The organism is Staphylococcus sp. TE8 (assembly GCF_000692055.1).
Taxonomy (GTDB): domain Bacteria; phylum Bacillota; class Bacilli; order Staphylococcales; family Staphylococcaceae; genus Staphylococcus; species Staphylococcus capitis.
The window spans coordinates 111,572-134,869 of sequence record NZ_JMGB01000002.1 but is presented as its reverse complement, the minus strand read 5'-3'; the positions used below and the strand labels follow the sequence as shown (position 1 = coordinate 134,869).

Below are 23,298 nucleotides of genomic sequence, written 5' to 3'. Positions count from 1 at the left end.
TAGGCGGTTATGTTATCAAAAAGAGTTAAAGCGTTCGTTTATAGTCTTTAGCGAGTCCTTTGAGGGCTCGCCTTTTTATATTCAAACGAGAGGTTTATAATATAGTGAAAAAGTGAAAATAATGATTATACTTATATCGATATGAGAGGTTTAATAGTTTGAAATGAAGCCTCTAAAGCTTAGAAAAAAGGGGATGTATTAATGACCGAGTTGCATAAATTTGCTTATATAGAGGAATGGAAAGGTCATTATGGTCAAAATATTTTAGCAGGTATACTCATGGCATTAGCACTATTACCAGTCGCTATTGCTTTTTCTTTTATAGTACATATTAAGCCAACGTTAGGACTGATGAGTTGTGGTTTAATGATGTGTCTCATTTCTTTGTTCGGAAAAAGGTTAGCAATGGTTTCAGGACCAAGTAGTGGTATTTCTATCATAGGTGGGCCTTTAGTAGAACAATATGGGGTTCATTATTTGGCTCTTGCAACAATACTCATGGGAATGATTTTATTTATATATGGTTTATGCCATATTGATAAAATATTAAAACTCATACCTAATACTGTTGTGATGGGGTTTATGAACGCCTTGGGACTTCTATTATTGTGGACACAAATGAAGTATATATTTGGTATCTCAATAGCAACTTATGTGGTAAGTGCACTCACTTTTATAATTATTTTTATCTCATCTAGAACAATTAAAGTAATTCCGGCACCGCTGATTACTATTATCGTATTAACATTTGCGACATGGCTTATTCATCCGAATTTGCAATACGTACATGATATGGCGGATATACACTTTTCAATGCCATCGATTCATATACCTCAAGAAATGTTTGAACTGAGTGCTTTCTTCATTGCTTTAAAATATGCTTTCACTATGTCCGTTATTTCAGTAATCCAAACCAACTTAACAAATAATATGATGAATATGATTTCACAACATCCAACTAATAAAGACAGAGAGATTGTAGGACAAGGGTTATCAAATATTATCGTTGGTTTATTCGGAGGATATGGTTCAAGCGGTTTAGTTGGACAATCGAAATTTAATTATCGTATGGGAGCAAGAACACGAGTAGCGACGCTCACTACCGGTATTTTCTTATTATTATGTGTGTTCGTCTTAGGACAACTCGTTGGTTTAATACCAATGGTGGTACTCGCTTCGGTACTCATTACTATTTCTTTTAATACCTTTGATAGACGCACTTTTCAACATATTAAAGGTGCACCAGTTAAACGTGGATTGGTTATGGGATTAACGATGATTTTAATTTTAATTACTAATAATTTAGCTATTGGAGTTATTGCAGGCACGTTATTTTACTACATTTTACGTTTATTTTTTAAAAAAGAAGGGACTGAATAGCTTATGCCATATTATTCAGATTATGTTAATTGGAGACGTACATTTCATCAATTCCCAGAGCTTTCTGATAAAGAGTATGAAACTACAAAGCGACTTAAACGTATACTTGAAAGTTTTGATATAACCATTTTAGATGTACCTTTAGAAACGTGTTTAGTGGCTGAAATAGGTAGAGGTGAACCGGTGATTGCAGTAAGAACTGATATTGATGCATTACCGATAAACGAACAAGTTGTGCACGAGTTTACATCTACAAATGAAGGAGTAATGCATGCATGTGGTCATGATATCCATATGGCAAGTATTTTAGGCGTAGCAACTCAACTTAAAGAGCTTGAAAACGAATTAAGCGGACGAGTGAGAATATTGTTTCAAGCTTCTGAAGAATTAGGTCATGGTGCAATTAGGTTAAGTGAAACTGGAGTACTTAAGAACGTTAAAGCAGTCTTAGGTTTTCATAATTATCCTTCACTAGACATTGGTGAATTCGCGATTAAAAGTGGTGTAATCACTTCCGCTGTAGATCGTTTTGAGTTTCATATTCAAGGAAAAGGTGCTCATGCAGCAAAACCAGAACAAGGAAATGACCCGGTCATTGTAGTAGGTCAACTGATTAACAGCCTACAATCTATTGTGAGTCGTAATTTATCAGCATTTGATAGTGCGGTCGTTACGATAGGGGAAGTGTCATGTGGGAATACATGGAATGTCATCGCTGATCAAGCTTATATTCAAGGTACTGTTCGTTCATTTGATTCTAAAAAACGTCAACTTATAAAGCAACGTATGCAAGAGATTTCAGATGGGTTATCTCAAGCATTTAATGTAGATATTAAATTCGAATATACACAATTACCGGGTGCTGTCGTAAATGATGAAACACTTACCCGTCAAGCGATTGAAGCAGCTAAGGAAGTAGGTTACAACATTCAAATGATGGAAGAACCACTAACGATTGGTGAAGATTTCTCAGGTTATACGAAAGATTATCCTGGTGTCTTTGCTATCATTGGCTCCAATAGTGAATATGATTTGCATCATCCTAAATATGACCCAGACGAACGTATTTTAGAGAAAGTACCAACGTATTTTGTAACGCTCGTTAAAAAATTATTGAATGGTTAATCTATACGGCAATAGTTGCCATGTAGCTATTTAAAGTGCTATTGAATTCATTTTCAGAGATAAAATGATGATTAAAATATACTTTATGATGGGTAAATAATATTAAATCTTAAATATGGAGATGATGAATGATGTCAGCACAAGATCCTAGAAATAAATTTAAAACGTCTGATTATGATCAACAAGAGCAAGAGTTACCAGGTCTACAATCGAAAATGACACCTCAACCTGATTGTGGTGAAACATCTTACAAAGGTCATGAGAGATTAAAAGGCTATAAGATGTTAGTGACTGGAGGAGATTCAGCAATTGGACGCGCAGCTGCAATCGCTTATGCTAAAGAAGGTGCAGATGTGGCTATTAACTATTTACCGAGTGAAGAAGAAGACGCACAAGAAGTAAAACAAGTGATTGAGGATGCTGGTCAGAAAGGTATTCTAATTCCTGGAGATTTAAGGGATGAACAGTTTAACTATGATATGGTAGAAACGGCTTATAATGAGTTAGGCGGTTTAGATAATGTAACGTTAGTTGCCGGCCATCAACAATATCATGATGATATTCACGGATTTAATACTGAAGCTTTCGCAGAGACGTTTGAAACGAATGTATATCCAATATTCTGGACAGTTCAAAAAGCGTTAGAATATTTAAAACCTGGCGCATCAATTACGACGACGTCTTCCGTTCAAGGATATAATCCGAGTCCAATTTTACATGATTACGCAGCTTCTAAAGCAGCAATTATTTCATTAACGAAAAGTTTCTCTGAAGAACTTGGTGCGAAAGGTATTCGAGTGAATTGTGTTGCCCCTGGGCCATTCTGGTCACCGCTTCAAATTACTGGAGGTCAACCTCAAAGTGCAATTCCTACATTTGGACAACAAACGCCACTGGGTCGTGCCGGTCAACCAGTTGAATTATCAGGTACTTACGTTTTACTTGCTTCAGAAGATTCAAGTTATACTACTGGCCAAGTCTTTGGTGTAACAGGTGGTACGCAAATCGACTAACAATTGATTTACTTTTAATAGGCAAATTATATATTGTTTATTTTAAGGTGATGGGGACTCGACTGAGTTCCCATTTTTTTGTGTGAGAGTAGAAAGTTTGCACCATATTAAATGGTGATTTGATAATAGTTGAAGCTTTCATGTAAGATGTATGTGATTGGTGAAATATAGAATAAAGGTGATTATAAAATGAAGAATTTTTTAATCAGATGGTTACCTAATATCTTAATTGCTTTAGCTTTACCGTCACTAATATTGTGCCATCATAATCTAATAGTAATATTAGCTATAGCTGTGATTATTTGTACATATATTTCTGCAGTTAATGTTTATTTAGTTAACGAGAATGTAAAAAAAGGTATAACTTGGTTTAATCCTATGATTGATTATATTTTAGCAATTGTTTCTGCACTTGCTTATTTTGGAATGTTCAGTTGGATTATTACACAACCTGTTTCAAATGTTACGATGCTACTAATCATTATTTGTTCTGGAAGTATTGCTTACGTCCTTGAAGTGAAGCTTAAAATTAGTGAAGCAAAAAATGGTAAATTTCTTCATGGCGACGAAATGAGTGAATATAAAATTGTATCGGTTAGAACTGAAAAAATTTTCAAAAGGGTATCTTTATGTTTAACAATTATAAGCATTTTACTCATATTTATAAGTCTTTATTTGAAATGGTGGATTGTTTTTGGTGTAGCTATTGTGTTATTGATTATTGTTGCTTTAGCAATCACGATTTATGAGAAATTTTTCACTACACAGATTGAAGAATAATTTTAAAATACAATAAACTTTATGTATTGACGTGTCTATAATTATCTTGTAACGTTAGACACAATTCGAATAACTTATCGAGAGAAGTGGAGGGACTGGCCCTAGGAAGCTTCGGCAACATTTTATCATGTGCCAATTCCAGTAACCGCTAAGGTTAGAAGATAAGCTGAAATGCTATGCCAACAGAGTATAAATGGTGAAATAACATATCTTTTAATCACTTGTTGGTATGAGTTGACTCTATTGATACACACTTGGGTTAGTTTTCAAATAAAGTCACTTGCCGGAGCGGAATGAAGAAATGATTCATTGAGAATGAAATTTCTGTTTCGCTCCTATTTTTATGGAAAGTAGGTCAAATTTATGGAGAAAGTAAAGAAAGGTAACGCGTGGGCCCTGCTCCCATTACTCCTATTTGTATTACTCTTTTTAGGTGTAGGAATTATTTCAGGAGATTTTACAACTATGCCTTTAAATGTTGCAATTACAATTACAGTAATCGTTGCCTTACTTATGAATAGAAAAGAATCTTTTGCCAAGAAGGTAGAAGTATTTACTAAAGGTGCTGGACATTCGAACATTATCTTGATGATGTTAATTTTTATCTTGGCAGGTGCGTTTTCAACTACTGCTGAAAAAATGGGTGGTGTTACATCAACTGTTAATTTAGGTTTATCATTGATTCCTCAAAATTTAATCATTGTAGGCCTATTTGTTATTTGTATGTTCGTGTCTATTTCGATGGGGACATCAGTTGGGACTGTTGCAGCGATAGCCCCAGTAGGATTTGGATTCGCACAAGCAACACATGTGCCCGCAGCTTTAGCTATGGCTACGGTAGTCGGTGGTGCAATGTTTGGTGATAATCTGTCAATGATTTCGGACACTACCATTGCTGCAGTAAGAACTCAAAAGACTAAGATGAATGACAAGTTTAGAGTTAATTTTAAAATCGTTTTACCAGGTGCTATTTTAACGATTATAATTTTATTTTTCTTAACGAATGGTATTTCAATCGATCATGCCAAAAGTTATGATTATAACTTAATTAAAGTTATTCCATATTTATTAGTACTGATACTCGCACTTGTAGGTGTAAACGTCATCATTGTACTCATTGGTGGTACAGCCTTAGCAGGTTTAATAGGATTAATTGATGGTTCCTTTGGTTGGAAAGGACTTCTCAGTGCCGTATCTAAAGGTATAATTGGAATGGAAGATATTGCAATGATAGCATTACTGATTGGTGGCCTTGTAGGTATCATTCAACATAATGGTGGCATAGATTGGTTACTACAGTTTGTACGTGCTAGAGTTAAATCTAAACGTGGTGCAGAATTAGGTATTGCCAGTTTAGTAAGTGCCGCGGATATATCTACTGCTAATAATACAATTTCTATTATTATGGCAGGACCTTTAGCCAAGAATATTGCTGATGAGTATGATGTCGATCCGCGTAAGTCAGCTAGTATATTAGATATATTCGGAGGATGTTTCCAAGGGTTACTCCCTTATAGTCCTCAAGTTATTTCAGCAGCTGGTGTTGCTGGTATTTCTCCATTCTTACTTGTTCCATATAGTATCTATCCAATTTTATTAGGAATCTGTGGTTTAGTGGCTATAATTTTGAGAGTCCCTCGTTTGAAAGATAAACCTCAAAAATAAATATATATTAAAAGGAAGCTACTCATTTAGATTTTAGCTTCCTTTTAACTTTTTCAGAGCTTTCAGAGTTTGTGACATAGCTTAAATACGTTAAAATAGAAATAAGAGTGAAAGTAGGTGAAAGAGAGTGGCAAAATATAATGTAGAGAATGAACACGTAGAAATCGACATCGAACGTTTACTAAAATTTACTCCAGAAGTTGTTTATGAAGCATGGACAAAAGTGGAGATTCTTAAACAATGGTTCATGACAACACCACGTACAAATAAGACTTTTGAAGCGGATGTCCAAGAAGGCGGTACATATCGTATAGTAGATAGTAGAAATGGGAAGCAAAATGTTATCGAAGGTAAATACGAAGAGCTTGTAATGGATGAATACATTAAAATGACAATAGGTATGCCTGGTTTAAGCGCTGAAGAGGATGTCATAGAAGTAGAATTCTTTGAACGTGAAAATGGTGGTACTCAAATGTTGTTTTACTACCGCTCATTAGTTGAAAAGGAAAGACGTTTAACTGCGTTGGAGTACAAACAGAAGAAGAAAGAATATCATGATTCAACTGCGCATGGTTTTGAATTAATGATTGATCAAATGCAACATATATTAGAAGAACTAGAAGAACAACAGCATAATTAAAAACAATCGCAAGCATTAAATGAGTAGCCCCTAGGTGTTACAAATAATGCTTGCGATTTAATTTATAATAATTCATTTTTTTCTTTACGTTCATTATATTTTCTTAAAAGTGTTTCAAAAAAGATATGGTAACTAATAAAGCTTGAATAATCGGTACCGTCATTTAAATAAAATGTATTACTTGATACATATATATTATAGTTTGCTTGTTGAGCGAGTGAGTTATCTTTCATCGTTGTTACTGAGATAAAATATTTCTGTCTTAATTGAAGAAGCTGTGTAACTTCGGTCAATTGATATGTCTCGCCAGATAATGAAATAATAAAGAATAAATCCTCTGGAACAGTTTTATTTAACACCATTTTTAATTCATGAACATCATGTAGGATTATAATGTTTTTATGCATTGTAAGTAAAATACGTTGTGCTTCTTCAGCCACATTCATTTGAGCGCGTCCTGTTCCGTAAAGATAAATCGTAGTGGCTTCATGCATTTTATTCGTTAATAATTGATAATCAATGCGATCTAAATAACTAAAGGTATTTGCTATTTCTTGTTTAAATTGTTCCATTGAATCAGAAGGAAGCTGATTCTTTTTTTCATTTTCAAATTTCAAAAATGATTTAAAATCACTGTAGCCATCAAATCCTAGTTTACGTGTAAAACGGTGGATAGTGGCATTTGATGCATGCGTATGTACAGCTAAATCTTGAATTTTCATATTTTTACATTCTTCTATATGTGTATTAACATAACTTGCGATTTGTATATCATTATCATTCAATTTATCGAAATGAGTGTTCACACGTTCATCTAGTATCATTTAAGCACCTCATTGTTTTGCATGAAAAAATTTCCGTTCAATGAAAATATAATCTGATTATACAAAATAGTTTCAAAATGCGTCAACGTCGTTGTTATTATGTAAGCGTTTACTATATATTGAAATTAACTTATTTAGAGATACTAACACTTACTAACAAACATATAAGTAAATGATAGTGTGAAATAAATTGGGATGTGGAGGTTTTAATTATGAATGCTATCAAACGATTCGGTAGTGCGATGATCGTGCCAGTGTTGATGTTTGCTTTCTTTGGTATCGTACTTGGGTTTGCGACACTTTTCAAAAATCCAACAATCATGGGCGGTTTAGCAGATCAGCATACATTCTGGTTCAAATTCTGGTCAGTGATAGAGTCAGGCGGATGGGTCATCTTTAATCACATGGAGATCGTCTTTGTTGTGGGTTTACCTCTATCTCTAGCTAAAAAAGCACCAGGGCATGCAGCATTAGCCGCGTTGATGGGTTATTTAATGTTTAACACATTTATTAACGCGATTCTAACGCAATGGCCTCATACTTTTGGTGCTAACTTAAAGAAAGGCGTAGAAAACGTCACTGGATTAAAAGCTATAGCAGGGATAGAAACGTTAGATACAAATATTTTAGGGGCTATTATTATTTCAGGGATTATTACATGGATACATAATCGATACTATAGTAAAAGATTGCCAGAAATGTTAGGGGTTTTCCAAGGCCTCACATTTGTAGTTACCATTTCATTCTTTGTAATGTTACCTATTGCAGCAATAACATGTGTGGTTTGGCCAACAATTCAACATGGTATTGCATCAATTCAGCATTTTATCATTGCTTCTGGATACGTTGGCGTGTGGTTATACCATTTCTTAGAACGCGTATTAATCCCTACAGGATTACATCACTTTATATACGCGCCAATTGAGGTAGGACCTGTGGTAGTAAATCACGGTTTAAAAGCAGAATGGTTACAGCATTTGAATCAATTTGCTGAAAGTAGTAAACCTTTAAAAGAACAATTCCATTATGGTTTTATGTTACAAGGCAATGGTAAAGTATTTGGATGTTTAGGAATTGCGCTTGCAATGTACTCGACAACACCGAAAGAAAATCGTAAGAAAGTGGCAGCACTACTCATACCTGCAACGCTAACAGCGATTGTTGCTGGTATTACTGAACCTCTTGAATTTACATTCTTATTTATTGCACCATATTTATTTGTGATCCATGCTATCTTGGCAGCTACAATGGATACTTTAATGTATGCTTTTGGTGTTGTAGGTAATATGGGAGGCGGTGTGCTAGATTTCTTAGCTACAAACTGGATCCCGTTAGGTAAAGATCACTGGATGACATATGTTGCTCAAGTAGTGATTGGTTTTATATTTGTGGGAATCTACTTCTTCCTATTTAGATTTTTAATTCTTAAATTTGATATACCACTTCCAGGACGAAAAAAAGGAACAGAAGAAGTAAAACTATTTTCTAAACAAGATTATAAAGACAAGAAAGGTGGCACTGCTTCATCAGAACAACCAAAATCAACTGGGAATGAATATGATGACAAAGCAGCTTACTATTTAAAAGGCCTAGGTGGTAAAGAGAATATTAAAGACGTAACAAATTGTACAACTCGCCTACGTTTAACAGTGAATGATGAAAGTAAAGTTCAAGATAGTAGTTACTTTACACATAATCAAATGGCTCACGGTTTAGTGAAAAGTGGTAAAAGTGTGCAAGTTGTAGTCGGTATGTCTGTACCTCAAGTACGAGAAGCGTTTGAACATTTAGTTTACGAGGAAGAAAAGTAATTAAATATCACAATAAGCGTCTCAAGGAGAAAGAATTATATCTTCTTGAGATGTTTTATTGTCAAAAAAACCAGTGCTATTAACAACACTGGTCTTTAAATTATTATGAAATTCTAGCTTTATGAAGCATTTTGGCACGATAGCTTGCTGATAAAATATCTATATTACGTGTTGCAATTGTATGTAGCAATTGAGCGAATATCTCTGGAGAACATACGACACTTGCACAATTGTTATTCAATGTATAGTTTACATCGTGATGGTTAGCAAACATATTCATGATATCAATTACTTTGTCTTTAATGAAAGCATCTTGTAAACCATCGATAGCTAAATCAAAACGTTTGGCTGATTGATAGAGATGTTCTGAATCAAGAAGTTCATCGAAATGCTTAGGAGACAAAATTTGGTAAATAGAATAATTGTGGAAGCTCAAAAAGCTTATTAAATATGGTAACTGTTGCTTAGGTAAACTGACCTCAAGTGCAAACATGTTATTTTGTTTGAAAATCAAAAATTGAAATGACTCACAAAATTTTATTTCTTTACATAAATGAGTTAATTTTTTTCGCGTTGAGCGAGATTTCAAACCTGCAATATTGATAATGTAGGTTTCAAATTTATCAATCAACATGTTATGACCTCCCGTGAATTTGGCATATAACTGAAGCATACGATGTTCGTTTAAATAGATTGTACCACTCTTTTTTTATATAATCACTAAGACTTTTGAACGAAGTTAAAAACTTATTCTTTTGTAATCTTTTCTTTACAAAATATATAAATGTAAAAGTTATTTCGAGTTAAATAATAAGAAAATTCTGAAAATTATATTGAGTTTGTCTTTGTCTTGTGATAATATGTGAAATTATCGCATTTAGGGAAGTGTTCATTATGTTAAATAGAGTCAGTCAGTTTGCGACTAAAACGTTTTTATTTTGGATGTTGATTGCAGCAATTATAGGATTTGTTTTTCCGAAATCATTAGCGCACTTGGGAACTTTAGTGCCATACCTTTTAGGTATCGTTATGTTAGGAATGGGAATGACAATTAATCCAAAGGATTTTAAGGTGGTATTTAAATCACCTAAACCGGTCATAATTGGGGTGATACTACAATTTACAATTATGCCTACATTAGCTTTTATAATAGCAAAGATTTTTCATCTACCACCTGAAATTGCAATAGGTGTAATATTAGTAGGATGCTGTCCAGGTGGGACATCAAGCAATGTTATGAGTTACTTAGCAAATGCTAATGTAGCTTTATCAGTAGCTATTACAAGTGTTTCCACATTGTTAGCGCCAATAGTGACTCCTGCATTGATTTATCTTTTTGCAAATGAATGGTTAAAAGTTTCATTTCTGAGTATGTTTTGGTCAGTGGTTCAAGTCGTTTTAATACCTATAGCAATTGGGTTTATTTTCCAAAGTATTACTAAAAAAGTTGCAGAGAAAACTGTGGCTATATTACCAATTGTTTCTGTAATAGCAATTTCGCTTATTCTTGCATCTGTTGTAGGTGGCAGTAAGGAACAAATTCTTAAAACTGGTTTACTTATATTTTTAGTTGTCATAGTGCATAATGTTCTAGGATATACTATCGGCTTTATTTTAGCACGTGTATTTAAACTTGAACGCCGTGATCAAAAAGCAGTATCAATTGAAGTAGGTATGCAAAATTCAGGTCTTGCAGTATCATTGGCAACTGTTCATTTTAGTCCTCTAGCAGCTGTGCCAGGTGCAGTATTTAGCTTTGTACATAATATTTCAGGTCCTATTCTTGCTAAATATTGGTCAAAACGCTAAAAATTACGTAAGGACTTTGATAATGCTTATGACTATCTCGTCACGATAGTCATTTTTTTATGTTAATATGGGAAATAAATAGCTACATTTACAAGGAGAAAAATGAATGTACAGAGCAGTTATCTTTGATTTCGATGGAACAATTATCGATACAGAACGTCATTTATTTGAGACAATAAATAAACATCTCAAATTTCATAAAGCTGAACCTATTTCAGTAGATTTTTATAGAGAATCTATCGGAGGGACAGCTACAGATTTACATCAGCATCTCGAGCAGGCCATAGGCGCAGATAATAAAGAAAAAATATATCAAGAACATCATCAAACTAGTGGTAATTTGCCAATTATCAGTACAATCAAAGAGTTAATGGATTATCTTAAAAAGCGTCATATACCTATGGCAATTGCAACTAGTAGTTATCGAGAAGATATATATCCAACATTTAAAAAGTTGGGTTTAGATAACTATATTGATGTCATTATTGGTAGAGAAGACGTTGATAACGTTAAACCAGATCCAGAACCTTATTTAATGGCTGTTCAAAACCTTAATTATAATCCAACAAATTGTTTAGCAATTGAGGATTCGTTGAATGGTGCTACAGCTGCTATGATGGCAGGATTAGATGTTGTCGTTAACACGAATTTGATGACAGCTGAACAGAATTTTTCAACTATTAATTACGTCGGAAAAGATATGTCGATTGAAGATATTGTGACATCTTTATTTGAGAAGAAATAGGAGGTATAAGCGTGGGTTACATTATACTTTTCTTTATAGCTGGTCCAATTATTTTAGCAATAGGGAATCTGGTTCTTGGTCCTATTTTTAATAAACGTACACCATTTCATGTTCAAGTTAGATCATTCATAATTGGATCTATTGTTTATCTTTTACTTGCAACCATAGGATATTTTCTTTTATTGCAAGGAAAGCTTTAAAAGAATTATAAATTTTTTAGCAAATGATAATTTAACACTGTAATGAAATCTTTTCTTAGTGGAATCTTAAATTAAAAAAGTCTATAAATGAATTTGGATAACTAAATTCATTTATAGACTTTTATTTTGTATTAACTATTCATTTTTAAAATTAATGTTATAGCGATGAGTACGATTAAAATTAAATCGATACCTACCATAATTGTGTATCGTGTAGGTTTCTGACCTTGATTTTTAGCTAATTTCATTGCTTGATAATTTGGTATCAAACTAATTATTAATAGTATGATAATGACTACACCAATAATTATTGTCATGATTACTTACCTCCATGATTTCCTCTTGTTATAAGCTCCCATATAACGCCTGTTATAATTCCAATAATTAAACCACTAATGATTCCTATTTGAGGTGTGAAGAACAAAGCTCCAACTAATATACAAATTATAAGTGCTATTGGAATGGTTGTGCCATAAATCATTTTTCGTTCTGGAGAACTTAGAATGGTAAAGGCAACTAAATAAAGAATGAAGAAGGCTACCGTAGCAAGAAGTGTTCGACCTACGACAGACATGATATCAGGTTGTTTCATAGTAAAATAATTAAGTAGGAAAAATATAATCATAAATATTAATGTAACTTTAATTGAACGATTAATGAGTGCCTTATTCATATCCGAACTCCTTAAACTATTTAGAAAAAGTATATCATACTCCATAATTCATTTAGAAAGAAAGCAAATTATGTAATAAAAATGCAAATAGCTTTAATTTTCAGAAAAATATCAAAATAGGTGTTTTCAAAAATCAAAAAGCTTGCTATGATACATGTGTAAGCGATTTCATTAAATTGTAAAAATTTTGTTTCAATTTCGTCAATTTGTAGTATAATTACGGAAATAAGATTATCATTAAAATAATAATCTAGATTTAGAGATGGGGTAAAGTTATGGAAAACAATGAATTACAAAGGGGACTAAGTGCACGTCAGATGCAAATGATTGCACTTGGGGGAACAATTGGTGTCGGTCTGTTTATGGGGGCAACAAGTACAATCAAATGGACTGGCCCATCAGTTATTTTTGCATACTTAATCGCTGGAATATTTTTATTCCTAATTATGAGAGCAATGGGGGAAATGATTTATCTTAATCCTACAACTGGATCATTCGCAACATTTGCAAGTGATTACATACACCCAGCAGCGGGTTATATGACGGCTTGGAGTAATATATTCCAATGGGTTGTAGTAGGGATGAGTGAAGTTATCGCAGTTGGTGAATATATGAACTATTGGTTCCCAAATTTACCAAACTGGATACCTGGTATCGTTGCAGTAGCATTATTAATGGGAGCAAACCTTGTTTCAGTTAAAGCCTTTGGGGAATTTGAATTTTGGTTTGCATTAATCAAAGTTATTACAATTATTTTAATGATTATCGCAGGTTTTGGTTTAATCTTATTCGGAATTGGTAATGGTGGTCACGCAATAGGGATTTCAAATCTATGGTCTCATGGTGGATTTATGCCACATGGAATCGTTGGTTTCTTCTTCGCACTGTCAATAGTTATTGGATCTTATCAAGGGGTTGAACTCATTGGTATTTCTGCTGGAGAAACTAAAGATCCTCAAAAGAATATTGTTAAAGCAGTGAATGGAGTTATTTGGAGAATATTAATCTTCTATCTTGGTGCAATTTTTGTAATCGTTTCTGTTTATCCTTGGGACAAATTAGGTGACATAGGAAGTCCTTTCGTTGCGACATTTGCTAAAGTAGGGATTACTTTCGCAGCTGGTTTAATAAACTTTGTTGTATTAACAGCTGCTATGTCAGGTTGTAACTCAGGTATATTTAGTGCTAGCCGTATGATTTATACATTATCTAAGCAAGGACAAATGCCTAAGATTTTCTCGAAAGTATTAAAAAATGGTGTTCCGTTCTACACAGTACTTGCAGTATCAATCGGTATCTTAATCGGCGCATTACTAAACGTCATTCTCCCTTTATTTATTAAAGGTGCAGCAAGTATTTTCGTTTATGTTTATAGTGCATCTATATTACCAGGAATGATTCCTTGGTTTATGATTTTATTCAGTCATTTACGTTTTAGAAAGTTACATCCTGAAGAAGTTAAAAATCATCCGTTCAAAATGCCAGGAGGCGCATTTGCTAACTATCTTACAATAGCATTCTTAATTTTAGTCTTAATCGGTATGCTATTTAATAAAGAAACAGTTGTTTCTGTAGTTATTGGTATTGTGTTCCTATCAGTTGTGACACTTTATTATTTCGTTCGTTATAATAAAAAGGATCAACAAGCTAAAAAAGCAGCATTAACTCAGAAAAACCAAAAAGGCTTAGAATAATAGCTATATAGTTAAACAAAAAAGCGATTCGTTCATACACTCTAATATAAAGAAATTTAGAGTATGACGAATCGCTTTTTTTATTTATTTAATGTTTAAATTCAATATTTGATAAATGTTTACGGTAATTATCCAAAGCCATTTTAGATTGTGTTATAAAATCTAAGGATGATTGATAATTTAGAGCAATGTAACGATAATAAAGTACATCTATTGTAAACATTTGTGCAAACAATGAAGTCGTTGCACCCATGCGCATTTCATTTTCATCAGTTTGGCCGTAAGACAAGACGATATCTGAACGATTGGCTACTGGATTATCTTTCGTACTAGTAATAGTAACAACTGGTATATGATAGTCTGAAACAACTTTGGCTATTGAACGCATTTCACTTTGCATACCATTGTTTGTAATAAATACGACGCAGTCTTTAGCATTATGTGTCGCTAACATGGTCGTGAAGATATGTGTTTCTTGTACCAATTGTATATTTAAACCAATGCGAGATAATTTTTGATATAAATCTGTAGCCACTACAAATGAAGCACCATAACCATAGATGAAAATGGTTTCTGCACATTTAAATAAATCGCAAATTCGGTCTATCGTCTTATCGTCAATTTTTTCATTGGCGTTGTTAAGCGCACCTTTAGCACGAGAGTGCATTTTCTTTTTGAGAGAATCTGTATTTTCATTGTCTACAAGTTCAACATTGTATACAGATGCTTCTTTAGGCAGAAATTTAGATAAACCAATTTTAAGTTCGTGAAAGCCACCTTCAGTTATTTTCTTACTAAACCTTATTATAGAGGAGGGGCTGGTATCTAAAACTTCTGCTATATCTTGAGAATTCATATTAACTACCTTATGAGGTGAGTTGAGTATGAATTGAGCTATCTTTTTTTCATTTTTAGTTAGGTAGGGGTACTGGTTGTCAATTTCATTTAAAATGTTTGGCAATTTAATCACCCATTTGATCAGAATTTCTCATTTCTTTAGTCGTGCCAAAGAAATAAGTGAAAATGAAACCTCCAGCGTAAGCAGCAAGTAAACCTGCAATATAACCGAGGTACATATGATTATCTATTAACGGTAGAAGAGAAATACCACTAGGCCCTACAGCTGTAGCACCGATATGACCAATACCACCAACAACAGCGCCACCAATACCGCCGCCAATACAAGCTGTAAAGAATGGTCGACCTAATGGTAATGTGACTCCGTAAATTAAAGGTTCTCCAATACCTAAGAAACCAACAGGTAGAGCACCTTTTAAAGTATTACGTAATTTAGTATTTTTACGACATCTAACCCATAAAGCTAATGCGGCACCGACTTGTCCAGCACCAGACATAGCTGCAATAGGTAACAGATAAGTAGAACCCGTTTTATTAATTAATTCGATATGAATTGGTGTGAAAATATGATGCAATCCTAGCATGACTAGTGGTAAGAAGAAAGCACCAATGATGAAACCACTAAATATGCCTCCTACACCAATAATCCAGTTAATGACATGCACCAATCCATCAGATATAAAGCCAGCAACTGGCATTATAATAAACAATGTTAATAAACCAATAATTAATAATGAAATAGTTGGAGTTACAATAATATCGATAGCATTTGGGACTATTTTATGTAATCTTTTTTCAATTAAACTAAGCAACCATACTGCAAATATAACGCCAATAATTCCACCTTGACCAGCGACGAGGTGTTCACCAGTAAAGATATTTTTAATTGGGTTTTCATCAGTTATACCAGTAAGTAAGGTTGCACCACCAATTACACCACCTAATCCAGGCGTAGCGCCGAACACCTTCGCTGCATTGATTCCAGTGAAGATAGCTAAGTAGGCGAGCATCCCATCTTTAATGACACTCAGCACTGAAACAACTTGTTTAAGCCAATCTCCAGATAGAGTTCCAGCTGTTAATAAGTTATTCAATATCGCTGCAATACCACCTATTAACCCGGCACCTATAAATGCTGGGATTAAAGGTATGAAAATATTAGCAATGGACTTTAAAACTTTATTCCATTTACTTTGTTTGCGATGACTTTGAAAATTCTGTTTATTTTGTCGTGCTTGTTCTTCAGCTTGCGCTTTATAGCTTTTATTTTCAGTATGAGAAGTATCATCATCTAAAGGTGCGCCACTTGTTTCAGACATATAATTTGCAACTTTGTTAACAATGCCTGGTCCAACTACAACTTGGAGGCGTTCATCTTCAACAACACCTAAAACACCATCAATACTTTTCAATTCATTGTAATTAACTTTATCGTAATCATGAATTTTAATTCGAACACGAGTCATACAATGAATAATATTATCAATATTATGATTACCACCAACGGCGTTAGTGATATCTTTAGCAAGACGTTCTTCTTTGTTCATGGAAACTCCCCCTTAAACGTTGATGGCTTGCTTGATCACTCCATTACTTTTATATAAACGCGTCTCAGCGTCTTCTTTAGTTGTATTACATAAATACATGACAACTGCCGTTTTAATATGATTTCCCGCTTCTTCATACAATGTTTGTGCATCTTGTTCATTTAAATCACATATATCTTGAATAATGGTGATTGAACGATTGACCAATTTTTTATTCGTAGGTCGTAAATCCACCATTAAGTTATCATATACTTTTCCGACCCCAATCATTGTCATTGTAGAAATCATATTTAATATGAGTTTTTGAGCAGTGCCAGATTTTAAACGAGTAGACCCTGTTAAAACTTCAGGTCCTACATTAACTTCTAAAATATGCTCTGCACAAGCACTAATTTCACTATTTGTATTACACGAAAGAGCAACAGTATCAGCATGAATATCGTTTGCATAAGTGAGGGCACCTTTAACGTAAGGTGTGCGACCACTTGCAGATATCCCAATAACAATATCATTATCATTTAGCTGAATATCTTTTAAGTCTTGCGCGCCTTGCTCGCTATCATCCTCAGCCCCTTCTACTGCTATGGTCATCGCTTTTTGACCACCCGCAATAATACCAACGACCTCCTCAGGACGTGTATTAAAAGTTGGTACACATTCAGCAGCATCTAAAACGCCAAGACGTCCACTTGTACCAGCGCCTATATAGATTATTCTTCCTCCACGATTAAAACGTTGGATAGCACTAGTTATAACCTGTGATAACTGAGGAATCACTTGTTCAATGGCTTTGGGTACTTTTTGATCCTCACGATTTATTGTTAGTAGTGCATCTTGAATAGTCATTTCATCTAAATGCATCGTTTGAGTGTTACGAGTTTCTGTTGTTAAACGATTCATTGTCATTCTCCTTCGTATATGTAAATTTAAAAGTATCTCCAGGCTGAATCAGTGTTAATAATTGAAGATCTTCATCGCTCACTGTTGCAATATGGTTAATATGAGAATGTCCTTTGAGTGGTGTTTTAACGACTTGAATTTCACCTTCATATCGACCATTTAGTTGGTTATCTACAGTGATATCCCCAATGTCTCTTTCACTTATTCCTATAGGATTTATAGGAGTATCATTGTTTACACGTGAATGTTGAGAACGTATGATATGCTCTGGTGCGTCAATGCGCGATGTATGTGTTCTTAAGACTCTCTCAGAAAATGATGGATCCAAGTCTTTAAGCTTGAGCGTAAAATGTCGACGATGCATCATATCAGACAATTGTTGAGCAATTAATAAATTGATTGCTGTGTCACCGATAATAACATGAGAGATATCTAGAGATTGTAATTCATGCGTAGCAACTAAAGGATGTGATGAACGATGTGACTCAACTGTTGGTAACCCTTTATGTAAAGGGCCTCTTAGCTCTGTTCCTGGTATAAAGGCATATATTTTTGCATGTTTATCGTAAGTTTTAATAAGTTGATTTTTATATTCAATGAAAGAATATGAAAGACCTGTATCAGGTCGTGGATAATAATTGTGACAGTATAATAGTTGAGACTGATAATCTTGTTTATAAATGCGCTTCAACATATCTTCTGTGATATTACTCGCATTAAGACAGCATTGGAAACCATGACTTTGAACTTCATGGATGAGTTCAACATCCAATTGATCATCAATACGTATAGAAAATGCCCCATGTGGCAATTGATTTAAATAACTGTAAAGCGTTGGATTAAGTAAAGAAGGATTAACATCAATAATATAAGTGATATTATATGATGAAAGAAGTTGACATAATTCCCCAAAATATGACAACTGATGTTGCTTGTTTTCTTCAGGGATTTGTAAAGATGTAAAGATCACATCATAACCTATAGAAGCCATGTTAAGAATATACTCTTTATCTAAAGCATTTCCTAAATAAACTGAGAAGCCAAGCACATCTAACACTCCTTTTAATTACTTAATCAGTACGATTATAACGCTATTATTAAACGTTTACAATTTGAGGTATTTTTTGAATAATATAATATTAAAATTTAAAGCACATGATGTTTTAAGTTATGTGAGATTTAAATAAGTGCAATGTATCGAAACGTTGATAAACGAAATTAAAGATAAATTTATAATAATTAGGAAGTCGAAGGTTTGATTTTTAAAAGTTGTTCATGTAATAAAAGTTGTTTGATATGAATATAAAAAAGCATGTCTCCTTGTTTGATTGGTATAAGAGGGTGTTTTGATAAATGAAGAATGACATAATAGTAAGATGTTAATTCTGGTGTGGTACTTAATATTGATTTATGCGATTCTATCCAAATTTTTTCAACTTCTACTTCTTGATTAAATACGTTCAAAGTTTCTTCAAATTTGTTATGATGATTGAGTACATAATATTTAGCATTTTCAGTCAGAGAGAGCAATTTTATAATTCGTTGTTCAATGTGTCGTGTGATTTCTAAATAATTCATAATTCCTCCAATAAATTTTAAAAATGATTGAGTAATAGAAAGGAAACATCTATGATGCAGAAAAAAGTTAAGAAAAAATATAAATTTAGTGATATTGCGTGGAGAGATTTAAGTCTAATTGCAGTAGTATTGGTGGGACTTTTTCTATTTAGCGTTGCAGGTATGGCGCTAGGAGCGCTTTTTCTAAAACATATGTCACAGTTACAATTAGCGATGATTAGTACATTAGCGCAGTTAATGGCTTATGTTGTTGTGATATTTGTATTTTACTTTTTACACATCCATACATTTGGAGAGAGGTTTAAAAAAGGTTTACAATACTTGAAACGACGATGGTTCATTATTATTATCGCTTTTTTATTGGCGTATGGTTTGTCAAGTTTATATGAATGGTTAATGCAGTTTTTACCTAAGCATCTACAATATTCTGATACGCAAAATGAGATGGCTTTAGATCAATTGTTCAAAGTACATGCATTTATACCTTTCACATTTTTATTAATCGTGATTGTAGGACCTATCGTCGAAGAATTAGTGTTTAGACACATACTAATAGGAGAGTTAGGAAAGAAGTTTAATTTTATTGTAATGGGGATTATATCAGCTGTATTATTTACTTACATACATGTAACTGATGCGAAATCACCGTTTGAATTCGGAGCATACTTTATTTTAGCCATTGCTTTAGTCTCTGTGTATTTAATTTCAAAGAGAAATTTGGCAGCATCGATTAGCTTGCATATGTTCAATAATCTAGTGTCATTTATTTATACTCTATGGTCAATATTTTATAATTAGTTTAAAAACCCAGCTGATTCACATTAACTGTTTATGTCAGCTGGGTTTAAAAATTGCTGATAGTTATCTATTGAGATATCTTGAGTTTTAATAGTTTTTTCGAATGAGTAAGAAATATCGTGTATGTCCATGATTGATAATTCACGTGTATGACCACGACCTATATCAAAGATCACTGCATGCCACTGACCATCTTTACACAATAAACCTATAAAAATAACATTTTCAGCGTGCGCTTTTCCTTCTTCAATATAATCAACAAGCATGACATTTCGTTCTGTACAGTATATTAATATATCCGAGAATAGTTGTGGTAATGAGTAACTATTACTATCTTCAAATTTAATATAATAATCCATCTTTTTTAATAGCTTACGTAATCGCGTTTGAGGTAAACCTAAACATTGTTTAATAATGGCTTGAATTTCTGTTTGATAAGGGAGAGTAGAATAAGACTGACTTTCATTTAGTGTAAGAAACAACGCTGACAGTTGATTTTCTGTTAAAGATAAAGAAATTTTTGATTGAGCATCTTTAATTTGATAACCACCGAGTTTACCGTGTTGTGCGTACACTTTTACACCTTGTTCTTCTAAATCATCAATATCCCTTAAAATAGTACGTTTCGAAACTTTAAATAGTTTTGCAAGTTGTGAAGCGGTCATTTTATCTGAATTTTGTATAGACTGAATGATTTGATTTTGGCGTTCTAATTTATTCAATGAAAGTCACCTCCATAAACATTACATATTACATTTATTATAACATATAAGCGACAATGATGACATTTTCTTATTTTTGGTCGGTACAAAAGTGTAAAATTTCTTATTTTTCTTTTAGAAAACGCTTACAATATAAAAATCATTATGTTACTATAATATTTGTAACAGGGGGAGCGATTAGACAAAGGGGTAGAGCTATATAACAGATAGCTGTGTAATCGTTCGAGTTACATCAAAACATCTTCAATATTTATTACTTACTTTCCTTTCTATTTGTCGGCTAGCTCGTGACTAGCCGATTTTTTCTTTTTTAAAAACTTATTAATTATTATTCCAAAATCTTGATGACTTCGTATAAAATAAATATAAGTAAATAGAGAGATTTCGATAATTAAAGTTTACTTATAATATATAACTGATTTATTAATTCTACATAAATTTATTTTATTTGGTGGTGAAACATAGGATGACAGAAAGTTTAAAGCAGATTGATCGTTTAATTTGTGATTGGTTAAAAATTGTTGATGATATTTTACCGCGTCTTATTCAAGAGATGCATACAGATACTAAAAAGGATCGTTTTGATTTAGTTACTAACGTAGACAAACAGATTCAAGACCATTTTCAAACATTCTTGTCAAATCAATTACCTGGGCATCTACTATTAGCTGAAGAAAAAAATAATGATGATATTGATCCTTATCATGGACATGTTTGGATTATGGATCCTATTGATGGTACGGCTAACCTTGTAAAGCAACAAGAAGATTATTGTATTATACTAGGATACTTTGTGGATGGAGAGCCAAAACTATCTTATATCTACGATTATCCTCATAATAAATTATATAAAGCAATAGCAGGTGAGGGAGCATATGAGAATGATTTACCGATGTTAAAGCCTGCTACATTATCCATTGAAGATGCAATATTGTCGTTTAACCCACATGTTTTAAATGATAGAACGATAAACGCACTTTTCCAAACTTCATTTAGTTATCGAATTATTGGTTCATGTGGTTTAGATTCAATTAGAGTCATTAAAGGTCAATTCGGCGCTCACATGAATACGAATCCTAAACCTTGGGATATAGCCGCTCAGTTTCTTTTTGCGCAAGAACTTAATTTGAAAATGACTAGCTTAGATGGTGGCAAAGTTGATTTTGGTAAGGGTGGCCCTTTTATAATTAGTAACCCTGGTTGTCATCAAGATGTACTGGATATTTTGAATAGCGGTAAGGGCTATCAAAAATAAGTACAATTATATTAATATAATTGTATAAGTGAATTGTTAATGTCGGAGCCTTAGAAAGAGTTTCTTTTTAAGGCTTTATTATTGTCCTCAATTATAATTATGTGAGTTAAAATACACTTTTAAGTTATTCGGAATGTATAAATGAATAGGTCTACAGATGTATAGTAAATAATTTATTTTATAATATAATTATCTATGGAATATGAATATGAAATAAATGTAAAGGAGTGGTAGGAGTGAAACGTTCAGATAAAAGAAAAATTAGCCTGCCAACTAAAATTTTACTTTGGATAGTAGGAGTATTATTTTTATTCGCTGTTATTGCAGTAATATACATCTGTGCCAAGATATTTATTACAGGGGATAAGATACATAATCCTCTAAATAGAAGCCATTCAGAGTTACGCTCAGGAAAGGTTAATTTAAAAGAAGGCGACCCTTTCACAATTGCATTATTTGGTGTGGATTCAGATGCGGAGCGAAAACATCAAGGTGGTGGAGAGCGTAGCGATACCATTATGGTTTTATCAATTAATCCCAAAGAGAAAAAAACAGAACTCGTTAGTATTCCTCGTGATACTCAAGCTCAAATTGTAGGACGAGGTACGACAGAAAAAATTGCTCATGCCTATGCTTACGGAGGACCCAATATGGCGGTAAATTCTTTAGAGAAATTAATGAATGTACCAATTGACCACTATGCAACAATTGATATGGATGGATTACACGATATGATTGATACTTTAGGTGGTGTGGATGTGGTAAGTAATGACACTTTCACAATTAGTGGTTTACATTTTGTAAAAGGGCAAAAAACACATGTTGATGGGGATGCTGCAATGAGATTTATACGTAGCCGCAAGGAAGAAGGTGCTGGTGGGGACTTTGGTAGACAAGAACGCCAACAACTTGTACTTGAAGCTATGGCTAATAAAATGACAAGTCCAACATCAATAACACATTTTAATTCATTAATGAGCGAAATACAGCAAAATGTTAAAACTGATTTATCATTAAGTGATCTGAATCTTGTCAGAAAAAATTATAAAGATGCTAACGATAACGTAAACCGTCATCAACTTGACGGAGAAGGTGGTATTCAAAGTGATGGTTTATATTACTTTGTCCCAAGTGATGCTTCTAAAAATAGCAACACGCAACTACTAAGAGATAATTTAGATTTATAAACTGTATATGAGCACTGTGAGAACCATTCTCACAGTGTTTTTGTGTTTATAATGTATTTTTACAAGGTATATAAGTATTAAATGTAATAAGTAA

Annotated in this window: 24 protein-coding genes and 1 riboswitch; of the genes, 14 read left to right on the top strand and 10 right to left on the bottom strand. The window is 33.3% G+C overall.

The genetic code is table 11. From position 1 onward, the window contains the following. Positions 1 to 201: 201 nt before the first annotated feature. The 6 genes from CM54_RS07110 to CM54_RS07085 all read left to right on the top strand — a co-directional run bounded on the left by CM54_RS07110 (position 202) and on the right by CM54_RS07085 (position 6,603). A complete protein-coding gene (locus CM54_RS07110) occupies positions 202 to 1,380 on the top strand; it encodes a SulP family inorganic anion transporter (RefSeq protein ID WP_037550129.1) in 1,179 nt (392 codons plus the stop codon). Positions 1,381 to 1,383: 3 nt separating this feature from the next. Beyond that, positions 1,384 to 2,505: an amidohydrolase gene (locus CM54_RS07105; RefSeq protein WP_037550125.1), complete on the top strand. Its 1,122-nt coding sequence runs from the start codon at positions 1,384 to 1,386 to the stop codon at positions 2,503 to 2,505. 131 nt (positions 2,506 to 2,636) lie between these two features. Continuing rightward, a complete protein-coding gene (locus tag CM54_RS07100) occupies positions 2,637 to 3,518 on the top strand; it encodes an SDR family oxidoreductase (protein WP_037550990.1) in 882 nt (293 codons plus the stop codon). Between the two features lie 189 nt (positions 3,519 to 3,707). Next, positions 3,708 to 4,298 (top strand): hypothetical protein, encoded by a 591-nt coding sequence (locus CM54_RS07095; RefSeq protein ID WP_231469420.1) that lies wholly within the window; start codon positions 3,708 to 3,710, stop codon positions 4,296 to 4,298. A gap of 71 nt (positions 4,299 to 4,369) precedes the next feature. After that, positions 4,370 to 4,466, top strand: a riboswitch (SAM riboswitch). Positions 4,467 to 4,661: 195 nt separating this feature from the next. Continuing rightward, positions 4,662 to 5,963, top strand: a complete 1,302-nt coding sequence (locus CM54_RS07090) for a Na+/H+ antiporter NhaC family protein (RefSeq protein ID WP_002432627.1) — start codon at positions 4,662 to 4,664, stop codon at positions 5,961 to 5,963. 127 nt (positions 5,964 to 6,090) lie between these two features. After that, positions 6,091 to 6,603 carry an SRPBCC family protein gene (locus tag CM54_RS07085; protein WP_002432851.1) on the top strand — a complete coding sequence of 171 codons (513 nt, stop codon included), beginning with the start codon at positions 6,091 to 6,093 and terminating at the stop codon, positions 6,601 to 6,603. A gap of 62 nt (positions 6,604 to 6,665) precedes the next feature. Here CM54_RS07085 and CM54_RS07080 read toward each other — a convergent pair whose 3' ends face one another. Then, positions 6,666 to 7,427 carry a MurR/RpiR family transcriptional regulator gene (locus CM54_RS07080; protein ID WP_002432676.1) on the bottom strand — a complete coding sequence of 254 codons (762 nt, stop codon included), beginning with the start codon at positions 7,425 to 7,427 and terminating at the stop codon, positions 6,666 to 6,668. 212 nt (positions 7,428 to 7,639) lie between these two features. Between CM54_RS07080 and CM54_RS07075 the strand changes: the two genes are divergently transcribed. After that, positions 7,640 to 9,238, top strand: coding sequence for an alpha-glucoside-specific PTS transporter subunit IIBC (locus tag CM54_RS07075; protein ID WP_037550121.1), 1,599 nt, complete (start codon positions 7,640 to 7,642; stop codon positions 9,236 to 9,238). A 103-nt stretch (positions 9,239 to 9,341) separates the two neighbouring features. On the opposite strand, the gene CM54_RS07070 is transcribed toward CM54_RS07075, so the two are convergent. Continuing rightward, on the bottom strand, positions 9,342 to 9,872 hold the full coding sequence (locus CM54_RS07070) for a hypothetical protein (RefSeq protein ID WP_037550118.1): 531 nt from the start codon (positions 9,870 to 9,872) through the stop codon (positions 9,342 to 9,344). Positions 9,873 to 10,132: 260 nt separating this feature from the next. On the opposite strand from CM54_RS07070, the gene CM54_RS07065 reads away from it, so the two are divergent. From CM54_RS07065 to CM54_RS07055, 3 genes are all read left to right on the top strand, one after another. Further along, positions 10,133 to 11,047, top strand: coding sequence for a bile acid:sodium symporter family protein (locus CM54_RS07065; protein WP_037550115.1), 915 nt, complete (start codon positions 10,133 to 10,135; stop codon positions 11,045 to 11,047). A gap of 106 nt (positions 11,048 to 11,153) precedes the next feature. Next, positions 11,154 to 11,792, top strand: a complete 639-nt coding sequence (locus CM54_RS07060) for an HAD family hydrolase (protein WP_037550110.1) — start codon at positions 11,154 to 11,156, stop codon at positions 11,790 to 11,792. An 11-nt stretch (positions 11,793 to 11,803) separates the two neighbouring features. Beyond that, positions 11,804 to 11,992 carry a hypothetical protein gene (locus CM54_RS07055; RefSeq protein ID WP_002453841.1) on the top strand — a complete coding sequence of 63 codons (189 nt, stop codon included), beginning with the start codon at positions 11,804 to 11,806 and terminating at the stop codon, positions 11,990 to 11,992. A gap of 131 nt (positions 11,993 to 12,123) precedes the next feature. Here CM54_RS07055 and CM54_RS07050 read toward each other — a convergent pair whose 3' ends face one another. Then, on the bottom strand, positions 12,124 to 12,309 hold the full coding sequence (locus CM54_RS07050) for a hypothetical protein (protein ID WP_037550107.1): 186 nt from the start codon (positions 12,307 to 12,309) through the stop codon (positions 12,124 to 12,126). A gap of 2 nt (positions 12,310 to 12,311) precedes the next feature. After that, positions 12,312 to 12,665, bottom strand: a complete 354-nt coding sequence (locus CM54_RS07045) for a hypothetical protein (RefSeq protein ID WP_037550104.1) — start codon at positions 12,663 to 12,665, stop codon at positions 12,312 to 12,314. 275 nt (positions 12,666 to 12,940) lie between these two features. Here CM54_RS07045 and CM54_RS07040 point away from each other — a divergent pair, with 275 nt between their 5' ends. Next, complete coding sequence (locus CM54_RS07040; RefSeq protein ID WP_037550101.1) at positions 12,941 to 14,359, top strand: amino acid permease; 1,419 nt, start codon at positions 12,941 to 12,943, stop codon at positions 14,357 to 14,359. A gap of 88 nt (positions 14,360 to 14,447) precedes the next feature. Here the strand turns inward: CM54_RS07040 and CM54_RS07035 are convergent, their stop codons facing one another. From CM54_RS07035 to CM54_RS07015, 5 genes are all read right to left on the bottom strand, one after another. After that, positions 14,448 to 15,320 carry a MurR/RpiR family transcriptional regulator gene (locus CM54_RS07035; protein WP_023351272.1) on the bottom strand — a complete coding sequence of 291 codons (873 nt, stop codon included), beginning with the start codon at positions 15,318 to 15,320 and terminating at the stop codon, positions 14,448 to 14,450. Position 15,321: 1 nt separating this feature from the next. Further along, entirely contained in the window at positions 15,322 to 16,764 is a 1,443-nt protein-coding gene (locus CM54_RS07030; RefSeq protein WP_002432328.1) for a PTS transporter subunit EIIC, read from the bottom strand. A 12-nt stretch (positions 16,765 to 16,776) separates the two neighbouring features. Continuing rightward, a complete protein-coding gene (gene murQ / locus CM54_RS07025; RefSeq protein ID WP_037550100.1) occupies positions 16,777 to 17,664 on the bottom strand; it encodes an N-acetylmuramic acid 6-phosphate etherase in 888 nt (295 codons plus the stop codon). After that, positions 17,636 to 18,712 (bottom strand): MupG family TIM beta-alpha barrel fold protein, encoded by a 1,077-nt coding sequence (locus CM54_RS07020; RefSeq protein WP_037550098.1) that lies wholly within the window; start codon positions 18,710 to 18,712, stop codon positions 17,636 to 17,638. Before CM54_RS07020 ends, murQ begins: the two co-directional genes overlap by 29 nt. A gap of 191 nt (positions 18,713 to 18,903) precedes the next feature. Beyond that, the gene (locus CM54_RS07015) at positions 18,904 to 19,242 is read right to left on the bottom strand and encodes a hypothetical protein (protein WP_023351276.1); all 339 of its coding nucleotides are present in this window, start codon (positions 19,240 to 19,242) and stop codon (positions 18,904 to 18,906) included. A 51-nt stretch (positions 19,243 to 19,293) separates the two neighbouring features. Here CM54_RS07015 and CM54_RS07010 point away from each other — a divergent pair, with 51 nt between their 5' ends. Beyond that, positions 19,294 to 20,040, top strand: coding sequence for a CPBP family intramembrane glutamic endopeptidase (locus tag CM54_RS07010; protein WP_037550096.1), 747 nt, complete (start codon positions 19,294 to 19,296; stop codon positions 20,038 to 20,040). A gap of 23 nt (positions 20,041 to 20,063) precedes the next feature. Here the strand turns inward: CM54_RS07010 and CM54_RS07005 are convergent, their stop codons facing one another. Then, positions 20,064 to 20,762: a helix-turn-helix transcriptional regulator gene (locus CM54_RS07005; protein ID WP_037550093.1), complete on the bottom strand. Its 699-nt coding sequence runs from the start codon at positions 20,760 to 20,762 to the stop codon at positions 20,064 to 20,066. A 466-nt stretch (positions 20,763 to 21,228) separates the two neighbouring features. On the opposite strand from CM54_RS07005, the gene CM54_RS07000 reads away from it, so the two are divergent. Beyond that, positions 21,229 to 22,017: an inositol monophosphatase family protein gene (locus CM54_RS07000; protein ID WP_037550090.1), complete on the top strand. Its 789-nt coding sequence runs from the start codon at positions 21,229 to 21,231 to the stop codon at positions 22,015 to 22,017. Positions 22,018 to 22,253: 236 nt separating this feature from the next. Beyond that, positions 22,254 to 23,204, top strand: coding sequence for an LCP family glycopolymer transferase (locus tag CM54_RS06995; protein WP_037550087.1), 951 nt, complete (start codon positions 22,254 to 22,256; stop codon positions 23,202 to 23,204). Positions 23,205 to 23,298: the final 94 nt, after the last annotated feature.

Excerpts from the sequence above, each read along its gene's own strand:
- CM54_RS07075 (WP_037550121.1), top strand. The coding sequence starts at position 7,640 with ATGAATGCTATCAAACGATTCGGTAGTGCGATGATCGTGCCAGTGTTG.
- CM54_RS07050 (WP_037550107.1), bottom strand. The coding sequence starts at position 12,309 with ATGACAATAATTATTGGTGTAGTCATTATCATACTATTAATAATTAGT.
- CM54_RS07080 (WP_002432676.1), bottom strand. The coding sequence starts at position 7,427 with ATGATACTAGATGAACGTGTGAACACTCATTTCGATAAATTGAATGAT.
- CM54_RS07045 (WP_037550104.1), bottom strand. The coding sequence starts at position 12,665 with ATGAATAAGGCACTCATTAATCGTTCAATTAAAGTTACATTAATATTT.
- CM54_RS07090 (WP_002432627.1), top strand. The coding sequence starts at position 4,662 with ATGGAGAAAGTAAAGAAAGGTAACGCGTGGGCCCTGCTCCCATTACTC.
- CM54_RS07095 (WP_231469420.1), top strand. The coding sequence starts at position 3,708 with ATGAAGAATTTTTTAATCAGATGGTTACCTAATATCTTAATTGCTTTA.
- CM54_RS07065 (WP_037550115.1), top strand. The coding sequence starts at position 10,133 with ATGTTAAATAGAGTCAGTCAGTTTGCGACTAAAACGTTTTTATTTTGG.
- CM54_RS07015 (WP_023351276.1), bottom strand. The coding sequence starts at position 19,242 with ATGAATTATTTAGAAATCACACGACACATTGAACAACGAATTATAAAA.
- CM54_RS07010 (WP_037550096.1), top strand. The coding sequence starts at position 19,294 with ATGATGCAGAAAAAAGTTAAGAAAAAATATAAATTTAGTGATATTGCG.
- CM54_RS07040 (WP_037550101.1), top strand. The coding sequence starts at position 12,941 with ATGGAAAACAATGAATTACAAAGGGGACTAAGTGCACGTCAGATGCAA.
- murQ (WP_037550100.1), bottom strand. The coding sequence starts at position 17,664 with ATGAATCGTTTAACAACAGAAACTCGTAACACTCAAACGATGCATTTA.
- CM54_RS07110 (WP_037550129.1), top strand. The coding sequence starts at position 202 with ATGACCGAGTTGCATAAATTTGCTTATATAGAGGAATGGAAAGGTCAT.
- CM54_RS07070 (WP_037550118.1), bottom strand. The coding sequence starts at position 9,872 with ATGTTGATTGATAAATTTGAAACCTACATTATCAATATTGCAGGTTTG.
- CM54_RS07030 (WP_002432328.1), bottom strand. The coding sequence starts at position 16,764 with ATGAACAAAGAAGAACGTCTTGCTAAAGATATCACTAACGCCGTTGGT.
- CM54_RS07105 (WP_037550125.1), top strand. The coding sequence starts at position 1,384 with ATGCCATATTATTCAGATTATGTTAATTGGAGACGTACATTTCATCAA.
- CM54_RS07060 (WP_037550110.1), top strand. The coding sequence starts at position 11,154 with ATGTACAGAGCAGTTATCTTTGATTTCGATGGAACAATTATCGATACA.
- CM54_RS07000 (WP_037550090.1), top strand. The coding sequence starts at position 21,229 with ATGACAGAAAGTTTAAAGCAGATTGATCGTTTAATTTGTGATTGGTTA.
- CM54_RS07100 (WP_037550990.1), top strand. The coding sequence starts at position 2,637 with ATGTCAGCACAAGATCCTAGAAATAAATTTAAAACGTCTGATTATGAT.